Below are 23,238 nucleotides of genomic sequence, written 5' to 3' on the forward strand. Positions count from 1 at the left end.
AAAAAGGCGCACAGGGGCTTGCCCCCCATGAAAGGTGTTCCATGTCCGGTCGCAGTTTCTCCAGCGGAATCGAAGTGAAAGATGCTCTGCGAGAGCAGGACTACATTGCCGATGACGAGTTCGCGGTAGTCGTTCATCTGGCGACGGCGCTGGGGCGTCCGCTCCTGCTCGAAGGGCCGGCCGGTGTCGGCAAGACGGAACTGGCGAAGTCTCTGGCTGCGATCGGGGGCCGCAAACTGGTGCGATTGCAGTGCTACGAAGGGCTGGACGACAATCGCGCGCTGTACGAATGGGACTACGCGAAGCAACTCCTGCACGTGCAGATGCTCCGCGACCGGATCAGCGATCAGGTTTCCGAATTCGACAGCGTCGCCGAAGCGTCCAAGTTTCTGGCCGATCAGGATTTCGGTTTGTACTCCGAGAACTTCCTGTCCGTACGACCGCTGCTCGAAGCAATCCTCTCACCCGATCCGGTAGTGCTTCTGGTCGACGAGGTAGACCGCACCGAGGAGTCGATGGAAGCACTGCTCCTCGAGATTCTCGCCGAACAGCAGATCACCATTCCCGAGGTCGGTACGTTCGTTGCCCGCTCGCAGCCCTGGGTCATCCTGACGTCCAACGACACCCGCGAGCTCTCACCCGCACTCAAGCGTCGTTGTCTGCATTACCATCTCGGCTATCCGACGTCGGAGCGTGAACGCGAGATCGTCACGGCCCGAGCGCCGGAGGTGGATTCGGCTACGGCCACCGAGGTCGTCGAATTGGCTCGCATCCTGCGTGACCTCCCGCTGCGCAAGAGTCCGTCCATCTCGGAGGTCATCGACGCGGCCAGAGCGGCAACAGTGCTCGCGGCCGGCGGATTCGACACCGCTTCCGACGCCAAGGTGCGCGACATCCTGCTCACGGCGTTGCTCAAGTACTCGTCCGATGTGACGCTGGCCAAGGAACGATTCGACGGAAAGCGTTTCGAATCATCGTCGCGTGACGGTGGCGAGCCGATCGAGCGGGCCACGGTGGCAAGCAAACCCGCCAACACGACGACGGCCGTGTTCCGGGGCACGGGTGGACGTGACCCTCATCAACAGGGAATCCGCGGCGGCAGCGGAATCCGTTCGACGCGATGACGACGCTCGGTGGCCTTGCCGTGTGGCAACCGTCCTTTGTTCTCGACGTGGTGTCCGCGAGTTTCGGCCGATTGCTGAGGGCGGCCGGAGTTTCCGCGTCACCGGCCGAGGTCATCGAGGTTCGGCGTGTTCTCGCGATGGTCGGCGCTTCGGATCGTGAGACGTTGCGAGCATGTCTTCGGGCAGTGTGCGCCAAGTACTCTCACGAGCAGGCCGGTTTCGATCGGGCGTTCGACGCGCTGTTCCGGCCGGCCGCAGGCAAAGCGCACGGCGAGCGGATGGGTTCGCGCGCCGAGGTGGCGGACGGTCTGCCCACCGCGCTGGGGATCGACGAGGATCAAGAAGTTGGTCGGTACGCCGAGTACAACGAGCGTGCGGCCGAGGTCGGCGACTACTTCGACACTCCGGAAGCGGAGAAGGGCTTCAACCCGCACAAGGACGACGACGATGTGTCGATGACGTCGAGCGATGCCGAACTGTCGGTAGATACCGGTTCGGAGACCGGTCGACGCGGAGTCAGTTACACGGTCGACGTGGACCGTGCAGCATCGGCGGTGGTCGGTGACCTGAGCACCAGTGTTGCTGCAGCAGTGGTCGGCTCGCTGTCCTGGGACGATCCGACGTCGATCCTCGCCTGGTTGGATGCCTACGACCCGAGCAAAGCGTATGCAGATGTCTCCGACGACGGGCCGTTGACGCAAGCACAATTGAACCGGCTCGTCGAGGCGGTCGAAGCGTTCGTGCAAGCACTCTCGGCAGCTGCACTCGCCGAAACCGCTCCCGATGCGCCCGACAGTGAATCTGCAGCGGGCGCAACGCACAACGACATCGAACTCGCGTGCCACGAAGTGCTTCGGCGGATGAGAGGACCGTCCAGACCTCGGCCCCGTGAGCGCTCTCGTGGGCATCTCGACATGCGACGCACGGTGCGTTCGAGTCTGCGCACCGACGGAATTCCCTTCCATCTGGTCGTGAAAGCTCCTCGCCCCGATCGTGTTCGACTACTTCTCATCGCCGACGTGTCGCTGTCCGTGCGCCCCATCACCGCGTTCACTCTGCGCTTGGCTCAGGCAATGCATCGCCGAGCAGATCGTTGTGAAGTCCTCGCCTTCGTCGATCGTCCGGTCGACGTGACCGACACCCTTCTCGCCAGTAGTGGTGACGGCGCACTGGCCGCGGTACTCGCGCACCCGGTTCTGGATCTGGAAGCCAGCAGCGATTACGGGCGGGTGCTCACAGAATTGTTGGACGAGCACGGAAACACCTTGAACTCACGGACGTCTGTCATCATCGTGGGCGACGGTCGGTGCAACGGGTTGCCCCCGCAGGCGGACAAGCTCGAGGAACTCCGCCGAAAGGTCCACCGTCTGGCCTGGATCACGCCTGAACCACAGCGTTACTGGAACCAGGCATCGTGCGCGATGCCGGAGTATTCGGAGATCTGCGACGAGGTTGTTGTTGCCCGAGATGCCGCGCAACTGATGGCAAAGGCCGCCGAGCTGGGGCACGCACTTCGCTGATGTCAGTGCACTTCACCGATGTCACTGCGCGATCTGTCGTGAACTAGTTTGATCTCATGTCCGAAATCAGGGGATCGATCTGGCGACCGATCGCGGCGCTGACAGTGCTCGGCGCCGTGTGTGGGGTTGTGGCGCTCGGCGTGTTTCAGTGGTGGTGGAAGTCGTTGGCGTCACCGCACATTCTCACCGGAGGATCCTATCGGGAGCCGTTTTCCGAACCGACATACACCGGACCCATATTCATGGACCTCTTTCCGGCAGAACCTGCCCCGTGGTTGTACTCGGGACTGGTCCTCGGACCGACTGTGGTCGGCTTGCTCGCCGGGATCGTGTTCGTGGTCTTCGTCCGGTGTAATCGTGCGCAGAACCGCGCGAGTACACCGGACGAATCATCAGAGCGCTAGCAACGCGCGCGAGCGCAGGCGGGGGTCTGCCAACGGACGTAGCGCCAAGCGCAGCAGGACCAAGACGTTGTCGTCGCCGGCAATCCTGTTGACTTTCAACGTATTGCACTCGACACACTGGTGAACGAGCATCCATTCACCGTCTTGACGGACCGACAGGCACAGCGCCGCCATGGCACCTCGGCACTGTTGTGCTCGGTCGCCCGGAACGCGACCGTCCACGTGGCGGCTGGCCAGACAGTTCGGGCAGTGGTTCCGATGAGCGGTACCCGGCGCCGCAGTGGAGATGTCCAAACGGCATGTGAGACAACGGAAGCTCGATCCTTGTTCTCCGCCGATTCCGTGCAGTACGTGCTTGGCCCGTTGCGGTGCCCGCCGCGCGCGGGTGCTGGGATTCCTACGTGGCATCTGATTCCCCCTCACAAGTCGCCGAAGGCTTCGAGCGGGAAGGGCGGTTGCGCGAGCGGTCGCACTGCCATTCTCATCAACAACAACTGGTTGTCGTCTCGGCTGACGGGGTTGGAGGTGAGCTCGAGGCACTGTGCGCAGCGGTGGATGATCATCCAATCGCCACTGCGCAGTACTGCGATCGAAATGGGAGCCATCCGCATTCCGCAGTCCGACGGTCCACCTTCCACCTGGTCGAACAGGTGTCGGGAATGCAGGCAACTGGGGCAGTGGTTTCGGCGATCACCATCGGGGCCGTACGTCATGACTGTGAGTCCGCACTGAATGCACGAGAAGGTGTCGGTTTTCGAGATGGAATTGTGTGATTGAGGCACTGGAGAACTCCTAGCTGAGTGAACAAAGCAGTAGGAGCAGGCCGAGGGGGCCTCGCGGCTGTCAGTCCGACGTTTCGAGGATCAGCATGTGACCCTCGAGGTTGCCGGCAGTGCAGGGGCGGGAGGCGCGCTCGGCGCGGGCTGGGTCATAAACACCTTCTGAATCGGTTCTACGGGCCACTCTGGCCGCAACCGAAAGTACAGCGGGACCTTCTCGCCGCGCCATTCATTTTCCCGAGACGCCTTACCTGCCCGAACGGGTAGGTAAGCGCCTCTCCTTCGGTGGGTGTGCCCCGACTGCTGTCCGCGTAGGCTCGGGGCCAGCGATTGTAAGGTGGATCACACCAGTTTGTGCACGTGGGAGTTGATGCGCTGAGAGCGACGGATGCGAAATCCCGACCGGAGATCTCAGAGCAGCGAGAGGAGAGTGGGGTCGTGTCCGTGGCATACCCGGATGCTGTGAACCACGGTGTTCATCGCCGCGGCACTGCTGCTCGACTGGTCAAATTTCACGCCCCCGAGATCGTCTTCGGTATCGGTTCCCTGGTCGAGGCAGCACACGCGACTCTGAGGTTCGGCGGGTTCCGACCATTCCTGGTCACCGATCCCGGTCTGATCGACGCGGGATGGGTCAGCGAACTCGAAGACCATCTCACGGAGCAGGGATTGACGGCGACGGTGTGGTCAGGGCTGACGCCCAATCCCAAGGACTTCGAGATCGCGGCCGGTTTCGAGGTGTACCAGGAAGGTGAGTGTGACGTCATCATCGCGCTCGGCGGCGGTTCCGTCATCGACGCGGCTAAGGGTGTAGCCGTCCTCGCTGCCAACGGTGGCAACATACTCGACTACGAGGGGGTAGATCAGGCGACCAAACCGATCCCGCCGTTGGTGATGGTTCCCACCACGTCCGGCACGGGCGCGGACGTGTCGCAGTTCTGCATCGTCACGGACACGACCCGCGGCACCAAGATCACCATCATCGGCCGGGCGCTGGTGCCAGATGTGACGGTCATCGATCCGCGGTTGCTCACGACGATGCCCGAGTGGCTCAATGCGGCAACAGGATTGGACGCACTGACGCACGGAATCGAAGCCTTCGTCTCACTGGCGCACAATCCGTTGACCGATCATCACGCGCTCCGCGCTGTCGGCCTAGTGACCGAGAATCTGGTGCACACGATCCAGGACCCGATGGAGATGGAAGCTCGATCGGTGATGGCGCAGGCGAGCCTCGAGGCCGGGTTGGCGTTCACCAACGCGATACTCGGAGCCGCGCACGCCATGAGTCATCAGGTGGGCGGCATGCTCGACCTTCCGCACGGCGTCATCAACGGAATTCTCTTGCCCCACGTCATCCGGTTCAATTCCACCACGGACGCCGCCCCCTTTGTCGCCATCGCTGCGGCACTGAGTCTTCCCGAGCAACGCGGCACCCCGGAGGAAGCAGCGCTGGCAGTGGCCGACCGTGTCGAACGTCTCGCACGGGAGGTCGGTGTGCCGAAGGGGCTGGGGGAGTTGGGTGTTCGCGAGGAAGACCTGAGTAGGCTCGCCAGCTTCGCGTTGCTCGACGCCTGCATGTCCACCAATCCCAGGGAAGCGACGCAGGAACAGATGGTGGCGTTGTTCCGAGGTGCCTTGTGAAGATGGACGCTGTGAAGATGGACGCTGTGAAGAGGGCCGCTGTGAATTGGTGCAGGCGATGACCGCGGACCTGTCCCGGCTCACCGGATTACGATCGGGTAAGAGTTCGTTCTACCCGCAGTATCGCGGTGCGGCCGAGCGCCTCGAACGCGTCGTGCATGCCTTGGAGTTGATCTCGCGGGCTTTGGTGCGCACCGTCGAGGGGCCGGAAACCCTCGTCTGCGCGGTCGCGGAAGCTGCCCGTGCGCATCTGAGTGCCAACTGGATTGTCTTCGCCTTGGCTGACGGAACTTTGCCCGACGCCGGACCACGGCGACTGGTTCTCGGCCCGGACGCCACCCCTTTTCTGGTCGACAACGTCGAGGGGCCGCCACTTCCGGAGGATGTCGTCGAATGCCTCGACGACATCCGGTACGGAAGAATCGAATCCAACTCGGTGATCGACGCGCACTACGCGTTTGTGCCGATCGTGCTCGGTGGCGGCGTGGTAGGTGCCTTTGCAGCCTGGACGCCGGCCAACCGAACCCTCGACACGACGGACGGAGCCGTGCTCAGCATTCTGGCCAGCCAGACTGCTGTGGCTCTGCAGAATTCGGCGCTCTATCAGCGCGGACAACTACTGCTCGAGCGTGCCGAAGATGCGTATGCGGAGGCCAATCGTACTGCAGCCGACCTTGCGGTGCGCAACAGCGAATTGGAGTCCACTCAGCGTCAACTCGGAGTGGCGCACCGGCACCAAGTGGTCGACGACGAACGTCACCGGATCGCCCGCGAACTGCACGACAGTGTGACACAGGCGGTGTTGTCGGCGGGCATGCAGATCGAGGTCTGCCGGAGCGACATCCCGGAGGCTGAACGCAGTGAAAGACTGGACTTGGCAAAGGATTTGACCAGGAGGGCGGTCGAGCAGCTTCGTTCGGCGATCTATGCGCTCAATCATTCGTCGGACGCGGACCGGACGTCGTTGCCCGAGATGCTCGAGCAACTCGGCGTGGTTCACATGCCGGACGAGTTGGCGGTGAGCGTTCGCGTCGGCGGTACCCCGACCGAACTTCCGGGCGATGCCGAACACGCTCTTCTCCGGATCGCTGGGGAAGCTCTCTTCAATGCAGCGGTCCATGCTCACGCGAATCGGGCGGTGCTACGTCTGACCTATCGGGCGGACTCCGTGTTGCTGTCGGTCTCCGACGACGGTGACGGCGACCCTGCGCGAATGCGTCTGATCCTCAAACTCGCAGCCACCAACGACGTCGACGGCCGCCATCGCGGTCTCGCGAACATGCAGGCGCGAACACTCGAGTTGGGTGGTGCGCTCGAAGTACGGCGCGCGCGGATCGGTGGGATTCAGATTCTCGTGCGACTACCACTGCCGTTCGACTCGGGCATGGAAAACCTTTGCTCCACCACTGAAATCGAGAGCGAGGAATCATGACCACTGCGCGTCCCGTCATCACCCGCGGAGCATCGCCGGTTCAGGGATTGGTTCGAATCGTCCTGGTCGACGACCATGCAATTCTGCGGCAAGGGCTCCGCTCGGTTCTCGAGCGCGAAAGCGATCTCGAGATCGTGGGGGAGGCGTCGTCCCTCGCCGAGGCCCTCGCCGTGGTCGACAAGGTCGGCCCGGACATCGTCCTGATGGATCTCAAACTCTCCGCCAGTTCCGACTACGAGGGACTGACCCTGTGTGGCCAGCTGTCCTCGGCGCATCCCGGCCTCGGACTGTTGGTTCTCACCACGTTTCTCGACGATCAACTGGTGGTGCGAGCGGTGCACGCGGGTGCTCGCGGCTATGTCGTCAAAGACGTCGACACCACCGAATTGGTGCGTGCGATCAGGGCGGTCTCGCGGGGTGAGAGTGCGTTCGATTCGCGCAGCGCGTCAGCTGTCGTGCGATCGCTCAACGGGCAGTCGTCGTCGAAAGAACGATTGACCGATCGCGAACTCGAAGTGCTCAGACTCCTCGCAAACGGCTTGTCCAACATCAAGATCGGTGAGAGATTGTTCATCTCACCGACCACCGTCAAATTTCACGTCAGCAACATCATGCGCAAACTCGAGGTGAGCCGTCGAGCAGAGGCCGTCTACGCCGCGAGTAAGCAAGGTCTGATCTAGCTCCGCTCGGAGACCGTCCAGGCGCGCAGCGCTTGATGCTGTACGAGGAGCACGCTCGAACGAGTTGTGCGCAGAGTCGACGCGGTCATCTCGGCAGTCAGACCCACTGCGATTCGTAGTACCAGAACCTCACGTTGGTCGTCGGTCAGGCGACGCGGGCGTTTGAATTGTCCGTCGATGTTGCGTGACTGGGGAATTGACGCAATTCGTCGAGAGGCCAACTCGTACGCGAAGGTCTCGATGCGTGTGTCGGCCGAGATCGTGTCGGACATTCGTGTGACGACGTCCAGGGTGCATTGGTGGGCGAGATCGTCGGCGAATGTCGCGACGGGCGTCCCGAGGAGTCTGGCGCGATAGTAGAGAACGACGCGAGGGTGCAACCGGGCCAGTAGTTTCGACAGTGCATGGTGATCACCGGCGAATGCCTCGGCGGCGGTGCGATTCAGGGAAATCGATCGTTCACAGGTTTCGGGTGAAGCGGTACGCGCGAAGGGTGGAGTCGGTGAAGTGTTCGCGCCCCTGATCGACAGCTTCATCAGCAACTCCTCGATTACACCGCACCTGACCGTGCTGGAACGAGAATTGAGGTACCCCGCCGAAATTGCGGGTAAACCTGAAGTTACCTGCCAGGTGTCCGGTCTTTTCGCCGGGAGCGCCAGTCCGCGAGCATTCGCGGCATTTCCGCGGCCATGAAGTCGAAGAAGTCGCGCAGATCTGCCATTCGATCGCCGGCTGTGGTTCCTTCACCGAGGACTCGTATGCCCTCGTCCGCAACTGCCGAGACCTGGTAGAGCGAGGACTGTTTCGTGACAAACGCGTCGGCCCACATGTCGACGCTGACGCAGTAGTGCTGACGCCGCGATCCGGGGACGGCCACACGCTCGATCAATCCGACTTGCTGGAGGTATCTGACGGCTCCGGAAATGGCGGCGGGGCTCACTCCCAACCGAGATCCGAGATCTCCTGGCGTGGACGAGGGTGTCTCGCTGGTCATCAACGCGGCCCAGACGCGGGCGGGCATCGGCGGAAAACCCATGTCGCTCAGTACGAGTGAGAGTCGCTCGACATAGTGTCGGCTCTCGTCCGGTGCAACGGTGTGGCTGGTGTCGGTCATCGGAACCTTTCGATCTTTCCGTCTTTTCTATCTTCACACATTTGTGAAATCGGCGTACGGTCAAATTCATGGGTGCGGCAATTTCAGTGAAAAGCCTCGTCAAGACCTTCGGTACCACCCGCGCGCTGGACGGCCTCGACCTCGACGTCTCGACGGGTGAAGTGCACGGATTCCTGGGGCCGAACGGTTCCGGAAAGTCCACCACTATTCGGGTGCTCCTCGGCCTGCTCCGCTCGGACTCCGGAGACGCAACCGTTCTCGGCGGCGATCCGTGGCGAGACGCTGTTACTTTGCATCGACGTCTCGCCTATGTGCCTGGCGACGTGAATCTGTGGCCCAACCTCACCGGCGGTGAGGCTATCGATCTGTTGGCGGGCCTGCGCGGTGGCCTGGACCGAAAACGCCGCAGCGAGTTGCTCGATCGCTTCGAATTGGACCCGACCAAGAAGGCGCGTACGTACTCGAAAGGTAACCGGCAGAAGGTTGCACTCGTGGCCGCGTTCTCGTCCGACGTCGACCTTTACGTCCTCGACGAACCCACATCGGGGCTCGACCCGTTGATGGAGGCGGTATTCCAGGACTGCGTCGAGGAGGTGGCTCACGCCGGAAAGACGGTACTGCTGTCGAGCCATATCCTCGCCGAGGTCGAAGCGCTGTGCGATCGCGTGAGCATCATCCGCGACGGGCGGACGGTGGAAGAGGGAACACTGTCCGAACTCAGGCATCTCACGCGCACGTCCGTCGCGGCGGAGACGCAGCGTCCGATCGGTGGACTCGACGGACTCGGCGGTGTCCACGACGCGGTGATCGACGGTAACCACGTCACCTGCGAAGTCGACAGCGCGCAACTCGGACCACTCATGACGTACTTGGTCGGATTCGGAATCGTGGCGCTCACTTCCACTCCGCCGACTCTCGAAGAACTTTTCTTGCGGCATTACGGTGACGAACGGGCCAGGGAGACTTCGGTACACCTGCGAGCCGAGACCGGAGTACGGCCGTGACCGTTGTTGTCGAGGCCGCTCCACCGGTACCGGCCTCGGCAAGTCAATTCACCGGCACACGCCGACTGGTTCGGCTGGCTTTGCGGCGGGACCGAATTCAGCTCTCCGTGTGGGTTATCTCCATCGTCTTGTTCATGCTGCTGGTTGTCGCCAGTGTGACCGGGCTGTACTCGACACCCGAGGAATTACGAAACATCGCAGTCAGTTCCGCGGTATCGCCGGTCGCGCTGGCGACCAACGGGATCGTGTCCGGTGATTCGCAGGGCGCGATAGTCGCCAGTCAGTCGGTGCTCGTGTTCGCGTTGGTGGCCGCATTGATGAGCACCCTTGCGGTGGTTCGCCATACGCGACAGAACGAGGAGACCGGCCGAGCCGAGATGATCGGTGCAGCGGTGGTAGGTCGACGAGCGCTCCTGACCTCCGCATTGATCGTAACCGTCGGTGCGAACGTCGTTCTTGCACTGGGAATTGCACTGGGATCGATCGCCGTCGGTTTGCCTGTCGTCGGTTCGTTCGCGTTGGGCGCCTCGATAGGTGGGACCGGAATCGCGTTTGCCGGAGTGGCAGCCGTGACGGCGCAGATCACCGACGGTGCTCGTACGGCCAACGGCCTGGCGGGTGCCGCGATCGGCGTTGCGTTCATGCTGCGCGCGATCGGCGACGTGAACAGTACGGTCGTCGACGACGGAACTCGCGTGGTCAGTGGCTGGTTGTCGTGGCTCTCGCCGATCGGATGGGCACAACAGATCAGACCTTTCGACGACGACGCCTGGTGGATCCTGTTGTTGCTGATCGGATTCGCGGCTGTGCACGTGGTGGTGGCTTTTGTTCTCATCGGCCATCGCGATCAGGGAGCGGGACTCGTTCAGCCCCGACCCGGCCCGCCAGTCGCGGCATCGTGGCTACCGTCGGCTTGGGGCCTGGCGTGGCGCATGCAGCGAATGACGATGTTCTGGTGGATCTTTGCCGTTGTCATACTCGGGTTCGCGTACGGCGCTGTGGGCAACGAGATCGACGCGATGGTGGGATCGTCGCAGCAGACCGCGGAGATGTTCGCGAAACTTGGCGGCGGCGGATCGGATCTGGTGGATTCCTACTTGGCCACTGCTCTGGGGCTCACGTCGATAGTCATCGCGGCGTATTCGGTCCAGAGTCTTCTCCGGATGCGGGGCGAGGAAACTTCGGGACGGCTCGAACCGTTGCTGGCAACGTCTTTGTCGCGGTGGAGGTGGATGCTTTCCCACCTGGGTGTGGTTGTGGGCGGCGTGATCCTCGCGCACGTCTTGATGGGTGCCTTCACCGGTTTTGCCTTCGGGCTCGTCACGGACGACATCGGCGGCAACACACTTCGCATGACTGGCGCCGCGTTGGCCTATCTGCCTGCGGTGCTCGTAGTCGTGGGGTTGGTGTCGTTGGCTTTCGGACTGTTTCCGACGTACGCGTCGGCGCTCTCCTGGGGAATCTTGGCGGCATGCATCGTGCTCGGGCAACTCGGCACGTTGCTGAAGCTTCCGCAGGTAGTGCTGGATCTGTCGCCCTACACTCACGTGCCGGGTGCCCCTGCCGAGCCGGTGACAGTTCTGCCACTGCTGGCAATGATCGTTGTGGCAGTAGCACTTTCGACAGCATCACTTGTTGCGTTCCGTGCTCGCGACCTCCAGGTGTAGGAGAGCTGAACTCAACTAAGAATTCGACGAAGCTGGCGAGCCCGAGCAGCAAGTCGTCCGGTCGAGTCGAATAGTTCGGATTCGTCAACACAGAGAGTGTCCGTCGCCCAGGCAGTCCCGTGGCGTAGGCGATACCACGGTGACAGCGTTCGGGGATCTGCCGTGAGGTGCTCCGGTGTGAAATGCGCGGTGAACTCGATGGTCGGTATGGCCACGGGCATCGTCAGTGTCGCGAACAGTCCGGGCGGAAGCGCGTCGAGAAGGACCGCGGCACGCTCTTGGGCCGTGAAATCGAGGTCTGTGAGCAGGCGGATCCAGACGTCGAATTCAGGGGAGTCGCCACCGGCGAACGGCCTCGCGGAATTGATCGGCCGGATGTCGAGGTGCTGGGCGAACGGCACAAAATCCACCGGGATCTCCAGCGGCGGCAGGGTTGACGGGTCGGCCGGAGCCGGTTCGGCGACAGGGGCGGACATTGTTGTAGCTCCTATGTCGCGGGCCAACCGAACGAGAGCGGATCCCGAACCGGTCAGCGTGACGTGGCAACTGACGGTCCGCCCGCCCCGCATCTCGCCGACAGTCAACTCGGCCGGCCCAGGAGGAACGGGGCGGTCCAGATGCGCCGTGACTGCCAGCGGTTCGGCTCCGGACGCGTCGGCCGCCACCCGCAGCATCCGTGCAATTGCGAGTCCGCCCTGGATGCCGTCGAAACTCCGCCAACTGGAGTCGAATTCGGTGTGATGACGCGCTGCGTCGGTCGACGGCGCGGCCGCCACTGATGCCTGACTAGTAATTGCCATAGTCAGCACCCTAGATGCTGACTATGGCTATGGCAAGCTAGGGTCTATTCGGGAGTGCTGGACGACCCACCGAAGAGCATGTAGATGAGGATCTGAAGAATGCCGAGAGGATTGATCTCGCCGAGGCTGCTCATGTGTGAGGAACTCCTGATTGCAGGGATGGGTATTGTTGCGTCGCAACGTCACTGAAAGTACGGCAATTCGAACAGTGTGGTGCGAAATTTACCGATAATTCACTGTCCGCGAGTCGAGCGGCAGTGCAGGTAGGCGTCAGTGACCACGTCGAGAACGCGATTGCCGTGTGCATCGACCAATTTCGCTGTGATGGTCACCAATCCTCGCGCGCGATTGTCGAACACGACGTTGTCGACGGTGACCTTTCCGCTCAGGGTGTCACCGGGGCGAAGCGGACGGAGGAAGCTCACGTCGCGCATGGTTTTCCCGGCGATCACGTTCCACTGGTCGTAGAGACTGGCGACCACCAACTTCTGGCAGATCGACAGGGTGTGCAGCCCGCTGGCGATCAACCCGCCGAAGACGCCGGACTCGGCGGCTTCCTTGTCGACGTGAAACCACTGGGGATCCCACTGAGTTGCGAACTCGACGATTTCCTCTTCGGTCACCGAATACGAACCCAATGGGATCACTTGGCCGATCTCGAGATCCTCGGCGAACACTGCGCGTTTGTGAAGGGCGGCCGAATCGTTCATGGTTGTGAAAATCTCCTGCGTGTTCCGGGTGTACTCGGAACATACTCTCGCAGTGTGTTCGAGTCGGTCTCCGGTGTCGTCGGGCAATGCAGGGTCACTAGAATCGCCACATGGTCTACGACGCGAAAATCGAGCCGAGGGCGCTGGTAGGAAAGTGGCACTTCGAGCGGGACATCGTCGACCGCCTTTCCGGTTCCACCAAGCATGTATTCGGCGAGACCACTATCTCCGACGCCGGTGACGGTCGGATGCGCTGGTACGAGAGCGGCACGCTGCGTGACGGCGACCTGGAATTACCCGTGTTCCGAACTCTGTTCGTTGCCGAGCGCGGCCTCGAGTGGGCCGTGACATTCGAAGACGGCAGAGAGTTCCACGACTGGGCGCCGGGGGAGGAAGTCGAGCACCTGTGCGGTGCGGATACCTACCGCGGGCGAATCGACGTCACTGCCGGAGATCGATCGACCTGGACTGTCGTCTGGACCGTGACGGGGCCGAGCAAGGACTACACGATGACCACGCATCTCACCCGGCCCTGATCACATCGCTCGCCAGTTACTCGACGCCGATCGTCACCTCGGTGGACTTCACGAATACCGTTGCGGCTTGGCCTGGTTCAAGATCGAGATCCAGTGCGGCATCGCGGGTGATCGACGAGGTCACAATCTGATTCCCGCCGTCCAACTTCACCTTGACCGTCGCCATGACGGTGCCGAGGTTGACCTCGGTGATGGTGCCGGTGAGTTGATTTCGTGTGGACAGTCGCATCGCTGAACTCCTGTGCTCTCGGGTGGGTGTTCTTCGACCATAATGCGATGGTCGCGTGTCTACCCAGCGATTCCGCAGGTGCGGACATGCGGGCGCCGCCGGTGCGCGAATATTGTCGGGCGGTGGAGGTAGATTCCGGTCATGACTGAACCCGTGAAAGGCCCGGCGTCGTATTTTCCGTCGATCGAGAAGAAGTACGGTCGGCCGATCGGTGAATGGCAAGAGCTGATCAGAAGCTCAGACCTCACGAAGCACATGGAATTGGTCAACTGGTTGAAGTCGGAGCACGGTATGGGTCATGGGCACGCGAATGCGCTTGTCGCCCATACACTGAAAGAAGGCTAGTTCTTTTCAGGCGGCCGATGCGTCCAGCACCAACCAGCCGCCGTGATGCTCGAATACCTCGAACGGCACACGGCTCTGCCGGCCGACCGCACGCAGTGACTCGAGATCGAAAGTGCGGATGTGGCCGTGGCACGCGGTGGCTTCGTCTTCGAAGGGGACTGCAATGACGACCCGTTGACGCGCGATCCGGAGTGCTTGCGCGATCACGGCCTCGCCGACTGCGTCGTCGACGTGTTCGAGGAGATGAATCGCGGTGACGGTGTCGGCGCTGTTGTCCGGTGCCGGTACTTCACCCGCGTCGCAGATCACCGTGTCGATCGTGATGCCGAGTTCGGGGGCAACCGCGTCGAGCAGGATCATCGTTCCGGGCAGGATGTCCGTGGCGGTCACGTCCATTCCGGCGCGCGCGAGCCGCAGGGGCAGGAAACCGAAGCAGGAACCCAGATCGAGCACGGAACCGCGGACCAGCTCTTCGGCTTTGTCGTGAATCGGCGCGAAATCTGCAGTGCCGTCCAGTAGTTCGGCAAGGGAGTTCCGGTAGTAGGTGGTCCAGGATTCGAGAGCGCCGTCCACGGTGGAGCGAACCAGGCCGACCATCGTCAACTCGAATTCGTCCTGACCGAACTCCGCGTCCTGGATCGACGAGGTGACTCCGGCGACGAGTCGCTCACTCAGATCGGCGGGAGTGAGGGAGTGCTTGACGTGGAGGCGACCGCCTCGGCGATCGAGCGAGATCGGACCGGACTCGACGCGTTCGACGGTGACATGCCCGAACGACCACAAGCCCGGCGTCGACGGCGCCAGGGAATCCAGGACGGGTTCGTTCGTGATGGTGGACATGATCGCCTTTCTCAGGTGGTGATGCTTTCTCAGGTGCTGATACCGGTCCGCAGGGACTGCGTACCTGTTTTCAAGAGTTCCGGTAGCTCGAGTGAATCGTCGGTGAGCCACTGCTCGTACGCCGACATCGCGACCCCGAGCAGAAGATAGCCGACCGTGCGCGGGCCGTGATCGGTCGGCTCGAGATTCATTCGGCGTGCGACGTAGTCGGCGACCACCTGCCGCCAACCTTCGTACATCACCACAGAGTATGCCTGAAGCGTCGGAACTTCGAGGATCAATTCCATCCGTTTGCGATGTACCGCAGTCTCTTCCGGTGGGAAGGTGTTGAACGTCAACAATGCGGATTCGAGTGCGTCGACCAACGGAATATCAGCGGGCAGTGAATCCAGGTGCTCGCGCATCTCGTCGAGATGTCCGTCGAAGTCTCCCCAGGGGACGGCGTTCTTGGACGGGAAGTAGCGAAAGAAGGTCCGACGCGCGATTCCGGCGGCATCGGCTATCTGGTCGACGCTCACCTCGTTGAAGCCGACTGTCGAGAACAGTTCGATCCCGATCGTGCTGATTCCCTCCTTCGTTGTGGAGGGGCGACGACCTATCCGAGCGGACGGTTTCTTGCGGCTACGCATACTTTTTTCGCTCCATGTGTGTCATTCTGCACTCGATGCCATTACAGTGGTGAACCGAGTCACAGTGAAGTCCCACTAGTGACCACCAACTCCCAGGTTGGAAGTCTGATCTACAGACTTCCAGACGGAGTGCGACCGCAGGAGGAATCCATGTCAGATCGTGACAACAAGGCGCTCGAGAACGACCTCGTCGAGGAGTCCCTCGTGGAGGAAGTTTCCATCGACGGCATGTGCGGCGTGTACTGACCGTGTCTGCTTTGGATCTCGATGCGGGGTGGAAACTCCACCCGCAGGTAGCGCTTCGCCCCGAACCTTTCGGGGCGTTGCTCTACCACTTCGGAACACGCAAGCTGTCGTTCCTGAAGAACACGACCATCGTTGCGGTGGTCAAGGCGTTGCCAGACCATCCTGATGTCCGGTCCGCACTACGTGCGCAAGGCATCGAAGATGACGCGGCTCCCCAATATGCCCGCGCGCTGAGCACTCTCGCCGACTCGCACATGATCGTGCCTGTCTGAGCCAGACGCTCGCCCCCACGTGCGGAACAGCCCTTCCGCACGTTCGCCCGCTTCATTTCTTCGCGAGGACACAGCCATGACCTCAGTTCTTGAACAGCCCTCCCCGCCCGCCAAGGTGGGTCGCCTCGTCGATCAGTTCGAACTCGGACTCGACGCCCCCATCTGCCTGACGTGGGAACTCACCTACGCCTGCAACCTGTCCTGCGTGCACTGCCTTTCGTCGTCGGGTCGTCGTGACCCCAACGAGCTGAGCACCGAACAGTGCAAGTCCATCATCGACGAGCTGCAGCGTATGCAGGTTTTCTACGTCAACATCGGTGGCGGCGAGCCGACGGTACGCTCCGACTTCTGGGAGCTCGTCGACTACGCGACCGACCACCAGGTTGGTGTGAAGTTCTCCACCAACGGCGTGAAGATCGACAAGAAGGTCGCGGCGCGCCTCGCAGCCAGTGACTACGTCGACGTGCAGATTTCCATCGACGGTGCCACCGCTGAGGTCAATGACGCTGTGCGCGGGCCTGGTTCGTTCGCGATGGCCGAGCGCGCTCTCGCGAACCTGAAGGAAGCCGGCTTCAAGGACGCCAAGATTTCGGTGGTCGTCACGCGGCACAACGTCAGTCAGCTCGACGAGTTCAAGGCTCTCGCGGACAAGTACGACGCGACCCTGCGCATCACTCGACTGCGTCCTTCGGGCCGCGGCGCCGACGTGTGGGACGACCTGCACCCGCGTCCGGAGCAGCAGCGTGAGCTCTACAACTGGCTGGTCGCCAATGGCGAAGGCGTCCTGACCGGCGACTCGTTCTTCCACCTCTCCGCCTTCGGCGATGCACTGCCCGGTCTCAATCTCTGTGGCGCGGGCCGCGTCGTGTGCCTGATCGACCCGGTCGGTGACGTGTACGCATGCCCCTTCGCGATTCACGAGCAGTTCCTCGCCGGAAACATCGTGAAAGACGGTGGATTCCAGGAAGTCTGGCAGCACTCGGACCTGTTCGAGGAGCTGCGCTCGCCCCAAACCGGTGGCGCCTGCAGCAAGTGCAACCACTACGACTCCTGCCGCGGCGGCTGCATGGCGGCCAAGTTCTTCACCGGACTGCCGATGGACGGACCTGACCCCGAGTGCGTCATCGGTAACGGTGAAATGGCACTGGCGTCGGCGGGCGAGGTCCCGAAGTCCAGTGTCGACCACTCCCGTTCCGGTCAACGTAAGACCCCACGCGCATCGGTGCCACTGACACTGATGATGCGTCCGCCCGCCAAGATTTGTGACGAAAACCCGCTTGCGGGAATGCAGTAACTACTGCGCGATACCGACAGTGCGGCGAAAGCTGCACCCCAGAGAGGTCAGTTCAATGGCTAAGAATGCTTTCTTCGAGACGGTGGCAGAAGCACAGCGCCGTGCGAAGAAGAGGTTGCCCAAGTCCGTGTACGCGGCGTTGGTGGCGGGATCCGAGAAAGGGCTGACGGTCGACGACAACGTCGCGGCATTCAGCGAATTGGGTTTCGCTCCCCACGCTGCCGGGCTGTCGGACAAGCGCGAGATGTCCACCACCATTATGGGCCAGGACATTTCGTTGCCCGTCATGATTTCACCGACCGGTGTGCAGGCAGTGCACCCCGACGGTGAAGTAGCGGTAGCCCGTGCGGCTGCAGCACGGGGAACAGCCATCGGACTGAGTTCTTTTGCCAGCAAGTCCATCGAAGAAGTTGCCGCGGCCAACCCGCAGGTCTTCTTCCAGATGTATTGGGTCGGCAGCCGCGACGTGCTCCTGCAGCGTATGGAGCGCGCTCGCGCTGCCGGTGCCAAGGGCCTGATCATCACCACCGACTGGTCCTTCTCGTACGGTCGCGACTGGGGCAGCCCGTCCATCCCCGAAAAGATGGACCTCAAGGCGATGTTCCAGTTCGCACCCGAGGGAATCATGCGCCCGAAGTGGTTGCTCGAGTTCGCCAAGACCGGCAAGATCCCGGACCTGACCACCCCCAACCTCGCGGCTCCCGGCCAGCCTGCACCGACGTTCTTCGGCGCATACGGCGAGTGGATGCAGACTCCGCTTCCGACGTGGGAAGACATCGCCTGGCTTCGTGAGCAGTGGGGTGGACCGTTCATGCTCAAGGGCATCATGCGCATCGACGACGCCAAGCGAGCTGTCGACGCCGGTGTCTCCGCTATCTCGGTCTCCAACCACGGTGGTAACAACCTCGACGGCACCCCGGCGCCGATCCGTGTGCTCCCGGGCATTGCCGAGGCCGTGGGCGATCAGGTGGAAGTTGTTCTCGACGGCGGCATTCGACGCGGCGGCGACGTCGTCAAGGCGCTCGCACTCGGAGCCAAGGCCGTCATGCTCGGGCGCGCCTACCTGTGGGGCCTCTCGGCCAACGGCCAGGCCGGTGTCGAGAACGTGCTCGACCTCATGCGGATGGGCATCGACTCGGGGCTGATGGGCCTCGGCCACTCGTCCATCACCGAACTGAGCCCGGCGGACCTGGTGATACCGGAAGGCTTCACACGCACATTGGGTGCCAGCTGAGATTACGGCTCCGATAGAGCTGTGAGTTGACACTCGACGAACACACGACCCTGGCCGGACGCCTCGTCCGGTCCAGGGTTGTTTTCGGTCCGCACGAGACCAATCTTGCTGTGGGACGCTCGCTTTCCGATCGGCACCGTGCGTACTACCAGCGCCGCGCCGAGGGCGGAACCGGGATCGTCGTCACCGAAGTGGCCTCGGTATCGGAGAACGACTGGCCGTACGAGCGGGCGCCGTTGGCGTCGCAATGTGGCCCGGGGTGGCAGTCGATCGCGGCTGCATGTGCTCCGTACGGAACGCTGGTTCTGGCCGGGCTCGGTCATACCGGGATGCAGGGATCGAGCGCATACTCCCAGTCGGTGCTGTGGGGACCGTCCAGAGTGGCCGACCCGGCGACGCGTGAGTTGCCGATGGCAATGGGGCAGGCGCAAATCGACCAGTTGATAGCCGGCTTCCGTGAGGCGTCGGCGCTGGCCGTCGCTTCGGGAATGGACGGAGTGGAACTCGATGCCGGTCCTCGAAGCATTCTGCGACAATTCCTTTCGGGTCTGACCAACACTCGGCAAGACCGATACGGTAGCGATCGCGTTGCTCTTGTTCGCGAGGTCATCTCGGCAGTGCGCGAGGAAGTCGGGTCGGATCACGTTGTCTCCCTGCGGTTGTCCTGTGACGAGGAAGCTCCATGGGCGGGCCTGACGCCCGATCTTGCCTTCGGTATCGCGCGTGAAGTGTCTCCGTTCCTCGATCTCCTTGTCGTCGTTCGTGGCGGACTCTATTCGTCTGACCGGTACCGCCCCGATTTTCACTGCCCGCCGAACTTCAACCTCGATCTGTGCCGTGTGATCAAGGCCGCTCTGTCGATTCCTGTTGTCGTGCAGGGGAGCGTCGTGGACATCGCCGACGCTCACGCGGCGCTGGAAGTAGGTGAGTTCGTCGAGATGACCCGGGCCCAGATCGCAGACCCGGACCTGGTCGTGAAAGCCGCGCGCGGCGATCGTCCCCGGCCGTGTGTGCTCTGCAATCAGACGTGCCTCGTGCGTGATCCTCGCAATCCTGTCGTGACGTGCGTCGGGAATCCGAGCGCGGGTTTCGAGACGGTGGACCCCGATGAGCGAGAGCAGATTTCGACACCGGGAGCCGTGCTGGTCGTGGGGGGTGGCCCCGCTGGGATGGAAGCCGCACGGATCTCGGCGGTGGCGGGGCACTCGGTCACACTCGTCGAGAGTTCATCGCAGTTCGGCGGCATGATCCGAACTTTTGCGCGAGGTGACGGCCGTAGCCGGTTCGCACTCCTCGCGCAGTGGTTGGAGGACGAATGCCGTCGTAGCGGCGTGACGATGCGGACCGGGGCGGCGCTCGACGCCCAAGACCTGGGTGACGCACGCAGCCGGGGCGAGTTTGTTGTCGTTGCCACCGGTAGTGCTGCGAGGCCGCCGACGTATCCGGTCGACGATTCGGTTCGGTGGTTGGATGCGTCGGAAGCCTTCGAGAAGTTGAGCACCGTGGGGCCGGGTCCGGTCGCGCTGATCGATCCCCTCGGTGGACCGATCGCGGTGGCGCTCGCAGAAGCACTCGCGGCCCATGGCATCTCCGTCTCGATTGTGACTCCCGACAGCATCGTCGGTTCGAGGCTCGGTGCGAGTGGGGATCTGGTCGGTGCCAACACGCGCATCCAGCAGGCCGGGGTCACCAGGGTGCTCGCGTCACGTGTCACCGAAATCGCTCGAGGGGCCGTCTGCGTCGAACACGTCCATACCGGCGAGCGGTCGCAGCTCGAGTGCGAAGTGGTGATCGACTGCTCGCCTCGTCTGCCGAACGAAACGCTGAAGGAAGAGGCCGACATTCAGGTGGGCGACTCGGTTGCCCCGAGAACTGTTCTCGAATCCATCCGCGAAGGGCGCTTTGCAGGGTTTACTACTAGAACGAGTTTCAATTCTGCAGAGAGGGCTATCTCATGACACAGGGTTCAGTTCGTTCGCTCGAAGGTCGCGTTGCTTTCATCACCGGCGCAGCGCGCGGTCAAGGACGTGCGCACGCGGTCAAGATGGCGCGCGAGGGAGCAGCGATCATCGCGGTCGACGTATGCGCGTCGGTGGCGTCGGACAATTCCTACGACGCAGCAACTTCCGAGGACTTTGCCGAGACGATACGTCTGGTGGAAGCGGAGGGCGGGAAGATCCTCGCCCGCGAGGTCGATGTCCGTGACGGCGCAGCGCTCACCGCGGTGGTCAAGGACGGCGTCGAACAGTTCGGACGTCTCGACATCGTGGTCGCCAACGCCGGGGTCTGCAACTGGAATCGATTCTGGGAAATGTCGGACGAGCAGTGGGAAACTCTGATCGACATCAACCTGACCGGAGTCTGGAAAACCCTCAAGGCCTCGGTGCCGGCGATCATCGAGGGTGGGCGCGGTGGATCGATCATCGTGGTCAGTTCGGTGGCCGGGCTCAAGGCGCTGCCCGGACAGGCGCACTACGCGAGCGCCAAGTTCGGTCTCGTCGGTCTGACGCAGGCCGCGGCAAAGGAACTGGGGGAGTACAAGATCAGGGTCAACTCGATCCATCCTTACGGAGTGAATACGCCGATGGGGGTCGACCAGGGCGCGCTCGAGGTATTTGCAAAGTTTCCGCAGTACCTTCCCAACTTCACTCCGATCCTCTCCGACATCGCTTTCGCCGAACCTGACGAGATCGCCGATACCGTCCTGTGGCTCGCCGGTGACGGTTCCCGCACCGTCACGGCAAGTCATATCGCGCTCGATCAAGGAAACTCCAAGGTCTGATGACGCCGTACCCGCGCCTCTTCGCGCCACTGCGCCTGGGCAACCTGACACTCCGCAATCGGGTGGTGTTCTCCGCACACCTGACCAATTACGCGGAGAACGGGTTGCCGACGGAGCAGCACGCGAGCTATTACGAGGCGCGGGCACGCGGCGGTGCGGGTCTGATCATCACCGAGGAACACTCGACGCATCCTTCGGATCGACCGTACGAGAAGATGATTGCGGGCTATCGGCCCGAAGCGATCGAGGGATACCGGCGGATCACCGACGCCGTTCATGCGCATGGTTCGTCGATTCTCGCGCAGATCAACCACAATGGGGGTCAGGGCGCTGGAACCTATTCGCGATCGCCGCTGTTGGCGCCGAGCGCCGTTGCGGATCCGTTGTTCCGCGAGGTGCCCAAGGCTGTCGACGACGCGGACATCGCCGAGATTCTCGCAGGGTTCGCCCTTGTTGCGCGCAACTGCGTTGCCGGTGGCTTCGACGGGGTGGAATTGCAGGCGTCGCAGTCGTCCATCGTGCGCGCGTTTCTCGCACCCTCGACCAACCTGCGCACTGATCGCTACGGCGGGGGCGTGGCACATCGTGCACGGTTCCTTCTCGAAGTGCTCGGGGTACTGCGTAAGGCCATCGGCCCGGATCGTGCCCTCGGTGTGCGCCTGAGTGGATACGAAGGAACGCGGGGTGGCATCGAACTGTCCGACGCAGTAGCCACCGCTCAACTCATCGAAGCTGACGGTTACGTCGACTACATCAACACCACCGTCGGAATGGCCACGGAAACACTGCATCTGGTCGAAGCATCGATGGCTGTACCCACCGGCTACGCCAACTTCGTCCCGTCTGCGATCAGGGAGGTCGTCGATCTTCCAGTCGTCGGAGTCGGCCGTTTCAAGACGCCGGAGCAAGCCGAAGCCGCACTCGAGGACGGTGTATGCGATCTGGTGGGAGTAGTTCGCGGGCAGATCGCCGATCCGGATTTTGTGAACAAGGCGCGTGCTGGTCAATCGGTACAGGTGCGAACCTGCCTGTCCTGCAACCAGGAATGCGTCGGGCGGATGGGTCTGGGACGTTGGTTGGGGTGCACCGAAAATCCGCGCGCCGGTCGGGAATCGGTACCGCTGCCGATGCCGCGGCGACGGGGCCGCACGGTGGTGGTGGTCGGTGGTGGCCCGGCCGGCCTGCAAGCTGCGGCTACAGCGGCCCAGCGAGGTCATGCGGTGACGCTGTTCGAGCGTGAACGAAGACTTGGGGGACAGATTCTTACCGCCTCGGTGGTACCGGCTCGCCGTGAGCTCGCCGACCTCGTCCGGAATCTCGAATCTGAGTGTCGCCGAAGCGGTGTGACGATCGAGTTGGATGCTGGAGCTGATCTCGCGATCGTGGAGGAGCGCGCGCCCGAGGTGGTCGTGATTGCAACCGGAGCGCGGCCTGTGCGACCGGCGTGGGCGGGTGGATCAGAGCGTGTGGTGGGTGTTCGAGACGTTCTCGACGGCAAGATTCTGCCGAGTGGAACGGTGCTCGTCTACGACGAACTGGGATTCCATCAAGGTACGTCGGTGGCGGAGTTCCTCGCTGATCGAGGCTGTGCCGTCACGATCGCGACCAACGGCATGGTGGTCGCGCAGGACCTGAGCATCACCCTGGATTTCGAGGGGTGGAACCGCCGGGCGTTCGAGAAGTCGATCGGTCAACGGACAGATCTGATGGTGACTTCGGTGAGCGCTGGGGCCTCGCCGCTCGTGAGCTTGGTTCACCTTCCGACGGGTGTGACCGAGGAAGTTGCAGTCGACTGGGTGGTCTTCGCGACACAGCAGGAACCTGTCGACGAGTTGTGGAACACCTTGCAGGGAAGCTGTTTCGAGAAATTTCGCATCGGTGACGCCTTGTCTCCGAGGCGTTCGCACGCGGCCGTCATCGAGGGGCATCGGGCCGCGTTGGCGATATAGTCGT

At 62.5% G+C, this 23,238-nt stretch carries 26 protein-coding genes; 17 read left to right on the plus strand and 9 right to left on the minus strand.

Annotated elements, in window-relative coordinates:
- Positions 1-41 precede the first annotated feature (41 nt).
- The 3 genes from M0639_RS08820 to M0639_RS08830 are packed head-to-tail and all read left to right on the plus strand — an operon-like array spanning position 42 to position 3,048.
- The gene (locus M0639_RS08820; RefSeq protein WP_042453145.1) at positions 42-1,124 is read left to right on the plus strand and encodes a MadB family AAA-type ATPase; all 1,083 of its coding nucleotides are present in this window, start codon (positions 42-44) and stop codon (positions 1,122-1,124) included.
- Positions 1,121-2,644, plus strand: coding sequence for a MadC family VWA domain-containing protein (gene madC / locus M0639_RS08825; RefSeq protein WP_064074178.1), 1,524 nt, complete (start codon positions 1,121-1,123; stop codon positions 2,642-2,644). Before M0639_RS08820 ends, madC begins: the two co-directional genes overlap by 4 nt.
- A gap of 56 nt (positions 2,645-2,700) precedes the next feature.
- Positions 2,701-3,048, plus strand: a complete 348-nt coding sequence (locus tag M0639_RS08830; protein WP_054187805.1) for a hypothetical protein — start codon at positions 2,701-2,703, stop codon at positions 3,046-3,048.
- Here M0639_RS08830 and M0639_RS08835 read toward each other — a convergent pair.
- Entirely contained in the window at positions 3,037-3,456 is a 420-nt protein-coding gene (locus M0639_RS08835; protein WP_054187804.1) for an RNHCP domain-containing protein, read from the minus strand. The genes M0639_RS08830 and M0639_RS08835 overlap by 12 nt on opposite strands.
- Positions 3,457-3,467: 11 nt before the next feature.
- Positions 3,468-3,830 carry an RNHCP domain-containing protein gene (locus tag M0639_RS08840; protein WP_003941922.1) on the minus strand — a complete coding sequence of 121 codons (363 nt, stop codon included), beginning with the start codon at positions 3,828-3,830 and terminating at the stop codon, positions 3,468-3,470.
- A gap of 435 nt (positions 3,831-4,265) precedes the next feature.
- On the opposite strand from M0639_RS08840, the gene M0639_RS08845 reads away from it, so the two are divergent.
- Genes M0639_RS08845 through M0639_RS08855 form a run of 3 tightly spaced genes read left to right on the plus strand, consistent with a single transcriptional unit; the run spans position 4,266 to position 7,583 of the window.
- Positions 4,266-5,471: an iron-containing alcohol dehydrogenase gene (locus M0639_RS08845; RefSeq protein WP_003942060.1), complete on the plus strand. Its 1,206-nt coding sequence runs from the start codon at positions 4,266-4,268 to the stop codon at positions 5,469-5,471.
- Positions 5,472-5,529: 58 nt separating this feature from the next.
- A complete protein-coding gene (locus M0639_RS08850; protein WP_003941844.1) occupies positions 5,530-6,903 on the plus strand; it encodes a MadS family sensor histidine kinase in 1,374 nt (457 codons plus the stop codon).
- The gene (locus M0639_RS08855; RefSeq protein ID WP_003942005.1) at positions 6,900-7,583 is read left to right on the plus strand and encodes a MadR family response regulator transcription factor; all 684 of its coding nucleotides are present in this window, start codon (positions 6,900-6,902) and stop codon (positions 7,581-7,583) included. The genes M0639_RS08850 and M0639_RS08855 overlap by 4 nt, the downstream gene beginning before the upstream one ends.
- On the opposite strand, the gene M0639_RS08860 is transcribed toward M0639_RS08855, so the two are convergent.
- Both M0639_RS08860 and M0639_RS08865 read right to left on the minus strand, forming a co-directional pair.
- The gene (locus tag M0639_RS08860) at positions 7,580-8,119 is read right to left on the minus strand and encodes an RNA polymerase subunit sigma (RefSeq protein ID WP_042921062.1); all 540 of its coding nucleotides are present in this window, start codon (positions 8,117-8,119) and stop codon (positions 7,580-7,582) included. The genes M0639_RS08855 and M0639_RS08860 overlap by 4 nt on opposite strands.
- Before the next feature lie 83 nt (positions 8,120-8,202).
- Positions 8,203-8,697 carry a GbsR/MarR family transcriptional regulator gene (locus M0639_RS08865; protein ID WP_007728322.1) on the minus strand — a complete coding sequence of 165 codons (495 nt, stop codon included), beginning with the start codon at positions 8,695-8,697 and terminating at the stop codon, positions 8,203-8,205.
- Between the two features lie 68 nt (positions 8,698-8,765).
- Here M0639_RS08865 and M0639_RS08870 point away from each other — a divergent pair, with 68 nt between their 5' ends.
- Both M0639_RS08870 and M0639_RS08875 read left to right on the plus strand, forming a co-directional pair.
- The gene (locus M0639_RS08870; RefSeq protein WP_003942009.1) at positions 8,766-9,701 is read left to right on the plus strand and encodes an ABC transporter ATP-binding protein; all 936 of its coding nucleotides are present in this window, start codon (positions 8,766-8,768) and stop codon (positions 9,699-9,701) included.
- Positions 9,698-11,368 (plus strand): ABC transporter permease, encoded by a 1,671-nt coding sequence (locus M0639_RS08875; protein WP_064074177.1) that lies wholly within the window; start codon positions 9,698-9,700, stop codon positions 11,366-11,368. Before M0639_RS08870 ends, M0639_RS08875 begins: the two co-directional genes overlap by 4 nt.
- An 11-nt stretch (positions 11,369-11,379) precedes the next feature.
- On the opposite strand, the gene M0639_RS08880 is transcribed toward M0639_RS08875, so the two are convergent.
- Positions 11,380-12,168: a thioesterase family protein gene (locus M0639_RS08880; protein WP_042920993.1), complete on the minus strand. Its 789-nt coding sequence runs from the start codon at positions 12,166-12,168 to the stop codon at positions 11,380-11,382.
- Positions 12,169-12,401: 233 nt separating this feature from the next.
- On the minus strand, positions 12,402-12,878 hold the full coding sequence (locus M0639_RS08885; protein ID WP_007728315.1) for a MaoC/PaaZ C-terminal domain-containing protein: 477 nt from the start codon (positions 12,876-12,878) through the stop codon (positions 12,402-12,404).
- A gap of 110 nt (positions 12,879-12,988) precedes the next feature.
- Between M0639_RS08885 and M0639_RS08890 the strand changes: the two genes are divergently transcribed.
- Positions 12,989-13,414, plus strand: coding sequence for a DUF6314 family protein (locus tag M0639_RS08890; RefSeq protein ID WP_064074176.1), 426 nt, complete (start codon positions 12,989-12,991; stop codon positions 13,412-13,414).
- Positions 13,415-13,430: 16 nt separating this feature from the next.
- Here M0639_RS08890 and M0639_RS08895 read toward each other — a convergent pair whose 3' ends face one another.
- The gene (locus M0639_RS08895; protein WP_003942061.1) at positions 13,431-13,643 is read right to left on the minus strand and encodes a TOBE domain-containing protein; all 213 of its coding nucleotides are present in this window, start codon (positions 13,641-13,643) and stop codon (positions 13,431-13,433) included.
- A 141-nt stretch (positions 13,644-13,784) separates the two neighbouring features.
- On the opposite strand from M0639_RS08895, the gene M0639_RS08900 reads away from it, so the two are divergent.
- The gene (locus tag M0639_RS08900; protein WP_007728313.1) at positions 13,785-13,988 is read left to right on the plus strand and encodes a DUF4287 domain-containing protein; all 204 of its coding nucleotides are present in this window, start codon (positions 13,785-13,787) and stop codon (positions 13,986-13,988) included.
- A gap of 6 nt (positions 13,989-13,994) precedes the next feature.
- Here M0639_RS08900 and mftM read toward each other — a convergent pair whose 3' ends face one another.
- Both mftM and mftR read right to left on the minus strand, forming a co-directional pair.
- A complete protein-coding gene (mftM, locus tag M0639_RS08905) occupies positions 13,995-14,828 on the minus strand; it encodes a mycofactocin oligosaccharide methyltransferase MftM (protein ID WP_042453167.1) in 834 nt (277 codons plus the stop codon).
- A gap of 29 nt (positions 14,829-14,857) precedes the next feature.
- Positions 14,858-15,457 carry a mycofactocin system transcriptional regulator gene (gene mftR, locus M0639_RS08910; RefSeq protein ID WP_007728311.1) on the minus strand — a complete coding sequence of 200 codons (600 nt, stop codon included), beginning with the start codon at positions 15,455-15,457 and terminating at the stop codon, positions 14,858-14,860.
- Between the two features lie 150 nt (positions 15,458-15,607).
- On the opposite strand from mftR, the gene mftA reads away from it, so the two are divergent.
- The 7 genes from mftA (at position 15,608) to M0639_RS08945 (ending at position 23,234) form a co-directional block, all read left to right on the plus strand.
- Positions 15,608-15,703 (plus strand): mycofactocin precursor MftA, encoded by a 96-nt coding sequence (gene mftA / locus M0639_RS08915; protein ID WP_063836238.1) that lies wholly within the window; start codon positions 15,608-15,610, stop codon positions 15,701-15,703.
- Positions 15,688-15,975, plus strand: a complete 288-nt coding sequence (mftB, locus tag M0639_RS08920) for a mycofactocin biosynthesis chaperone MftB (protein WP_007728309.1) — start codon at positions 15,688-15,690, stop codon at positions 15,973-15,975. The genes mftA and mftB overlap by 16 nt, the downstream gene beginning before the upstream one ends.
- 76 nt (positions 15,976-16,051) lie before the next feature.
- On the plus strand, positions 16,052-17,269 hold the full coding sequence (gene mftC / locus M0639_RS08925; protein WP_003942089.1) for a mycofactocin radical SAM maturase: 1,218 nt from the start codon (positions 16,052-16,054) through the stop codon (positions 17,267-17,269).
- Between the two features lie 55 nt (positions 17,270-17,324).
- The gene (gene mftD / locus M0639_RS08930; RefSeq protein ID WP_003942047.1) at positions 17,325-18,503 is read left to right on the plus strand and encodes a pre-mycofactocin synthase MftD; all 1,179 of its coding nucleotides are present in this window, start codon (positions 17,325-17,327) and stop codon (positions 18,501-18,503) included.
- 26 nt (positions 18,504-18,529) lie between these two features.
- On the plus strand, positions 18,530-20,461 hold the full coding sequence (locus M0639_RS08935; protein ID WP_064074175.1) for a mycofactocin system FadH/OYE family oxidoreductase 1: 1,932 nt from the start codon (positions 18,530-18,532) through the stop codon (positions 20,459-20,461).
- Complete coding sequence (locus M0639_RS08940; protein ID WP_003941966.1) at positions 20,458-21,285, plus strand: mycofactocin-coupled SDR family oxidoreductase; 828 nt, start codon at positions 20,458-20,460, stop codon at positions 21,283-21,285. Before M0639_RS08935 ends, M0639_RS08940 begins: the two co-directional genes overlap by 4 nt.
- Positions 21,285-23,234 (plus strand): mycofactocin system FadH/OYE family oxidoreductase 2, encoded by a 1,950-nt coding sequence (locus M0639_RS08945; RefSeq protein WP_064074174.1) that lies wholly within the window; start codon positions 21,285-21,287, stop codon positions 23,232-23,234. Before M0639_RS08940 ends, M0639_RS08945 begins: the two co-directional genes overlap by 1 nt.
- Positions 23,235-23,238: the final 4 nt, after the last annotated feature.

The sequence above is a fragment of the Rhodococcus qingshengii JCM 15477 genome, assembly GCF_023221595.1.
Taxonomy (GTDB): domain Bacteria; phylum Actinomycetota; class Actinomycetes; order Mycobacteriales; family Mycobacteriaceae; genus Rhodococcus_F; species Rhodococcus_F qingshengii.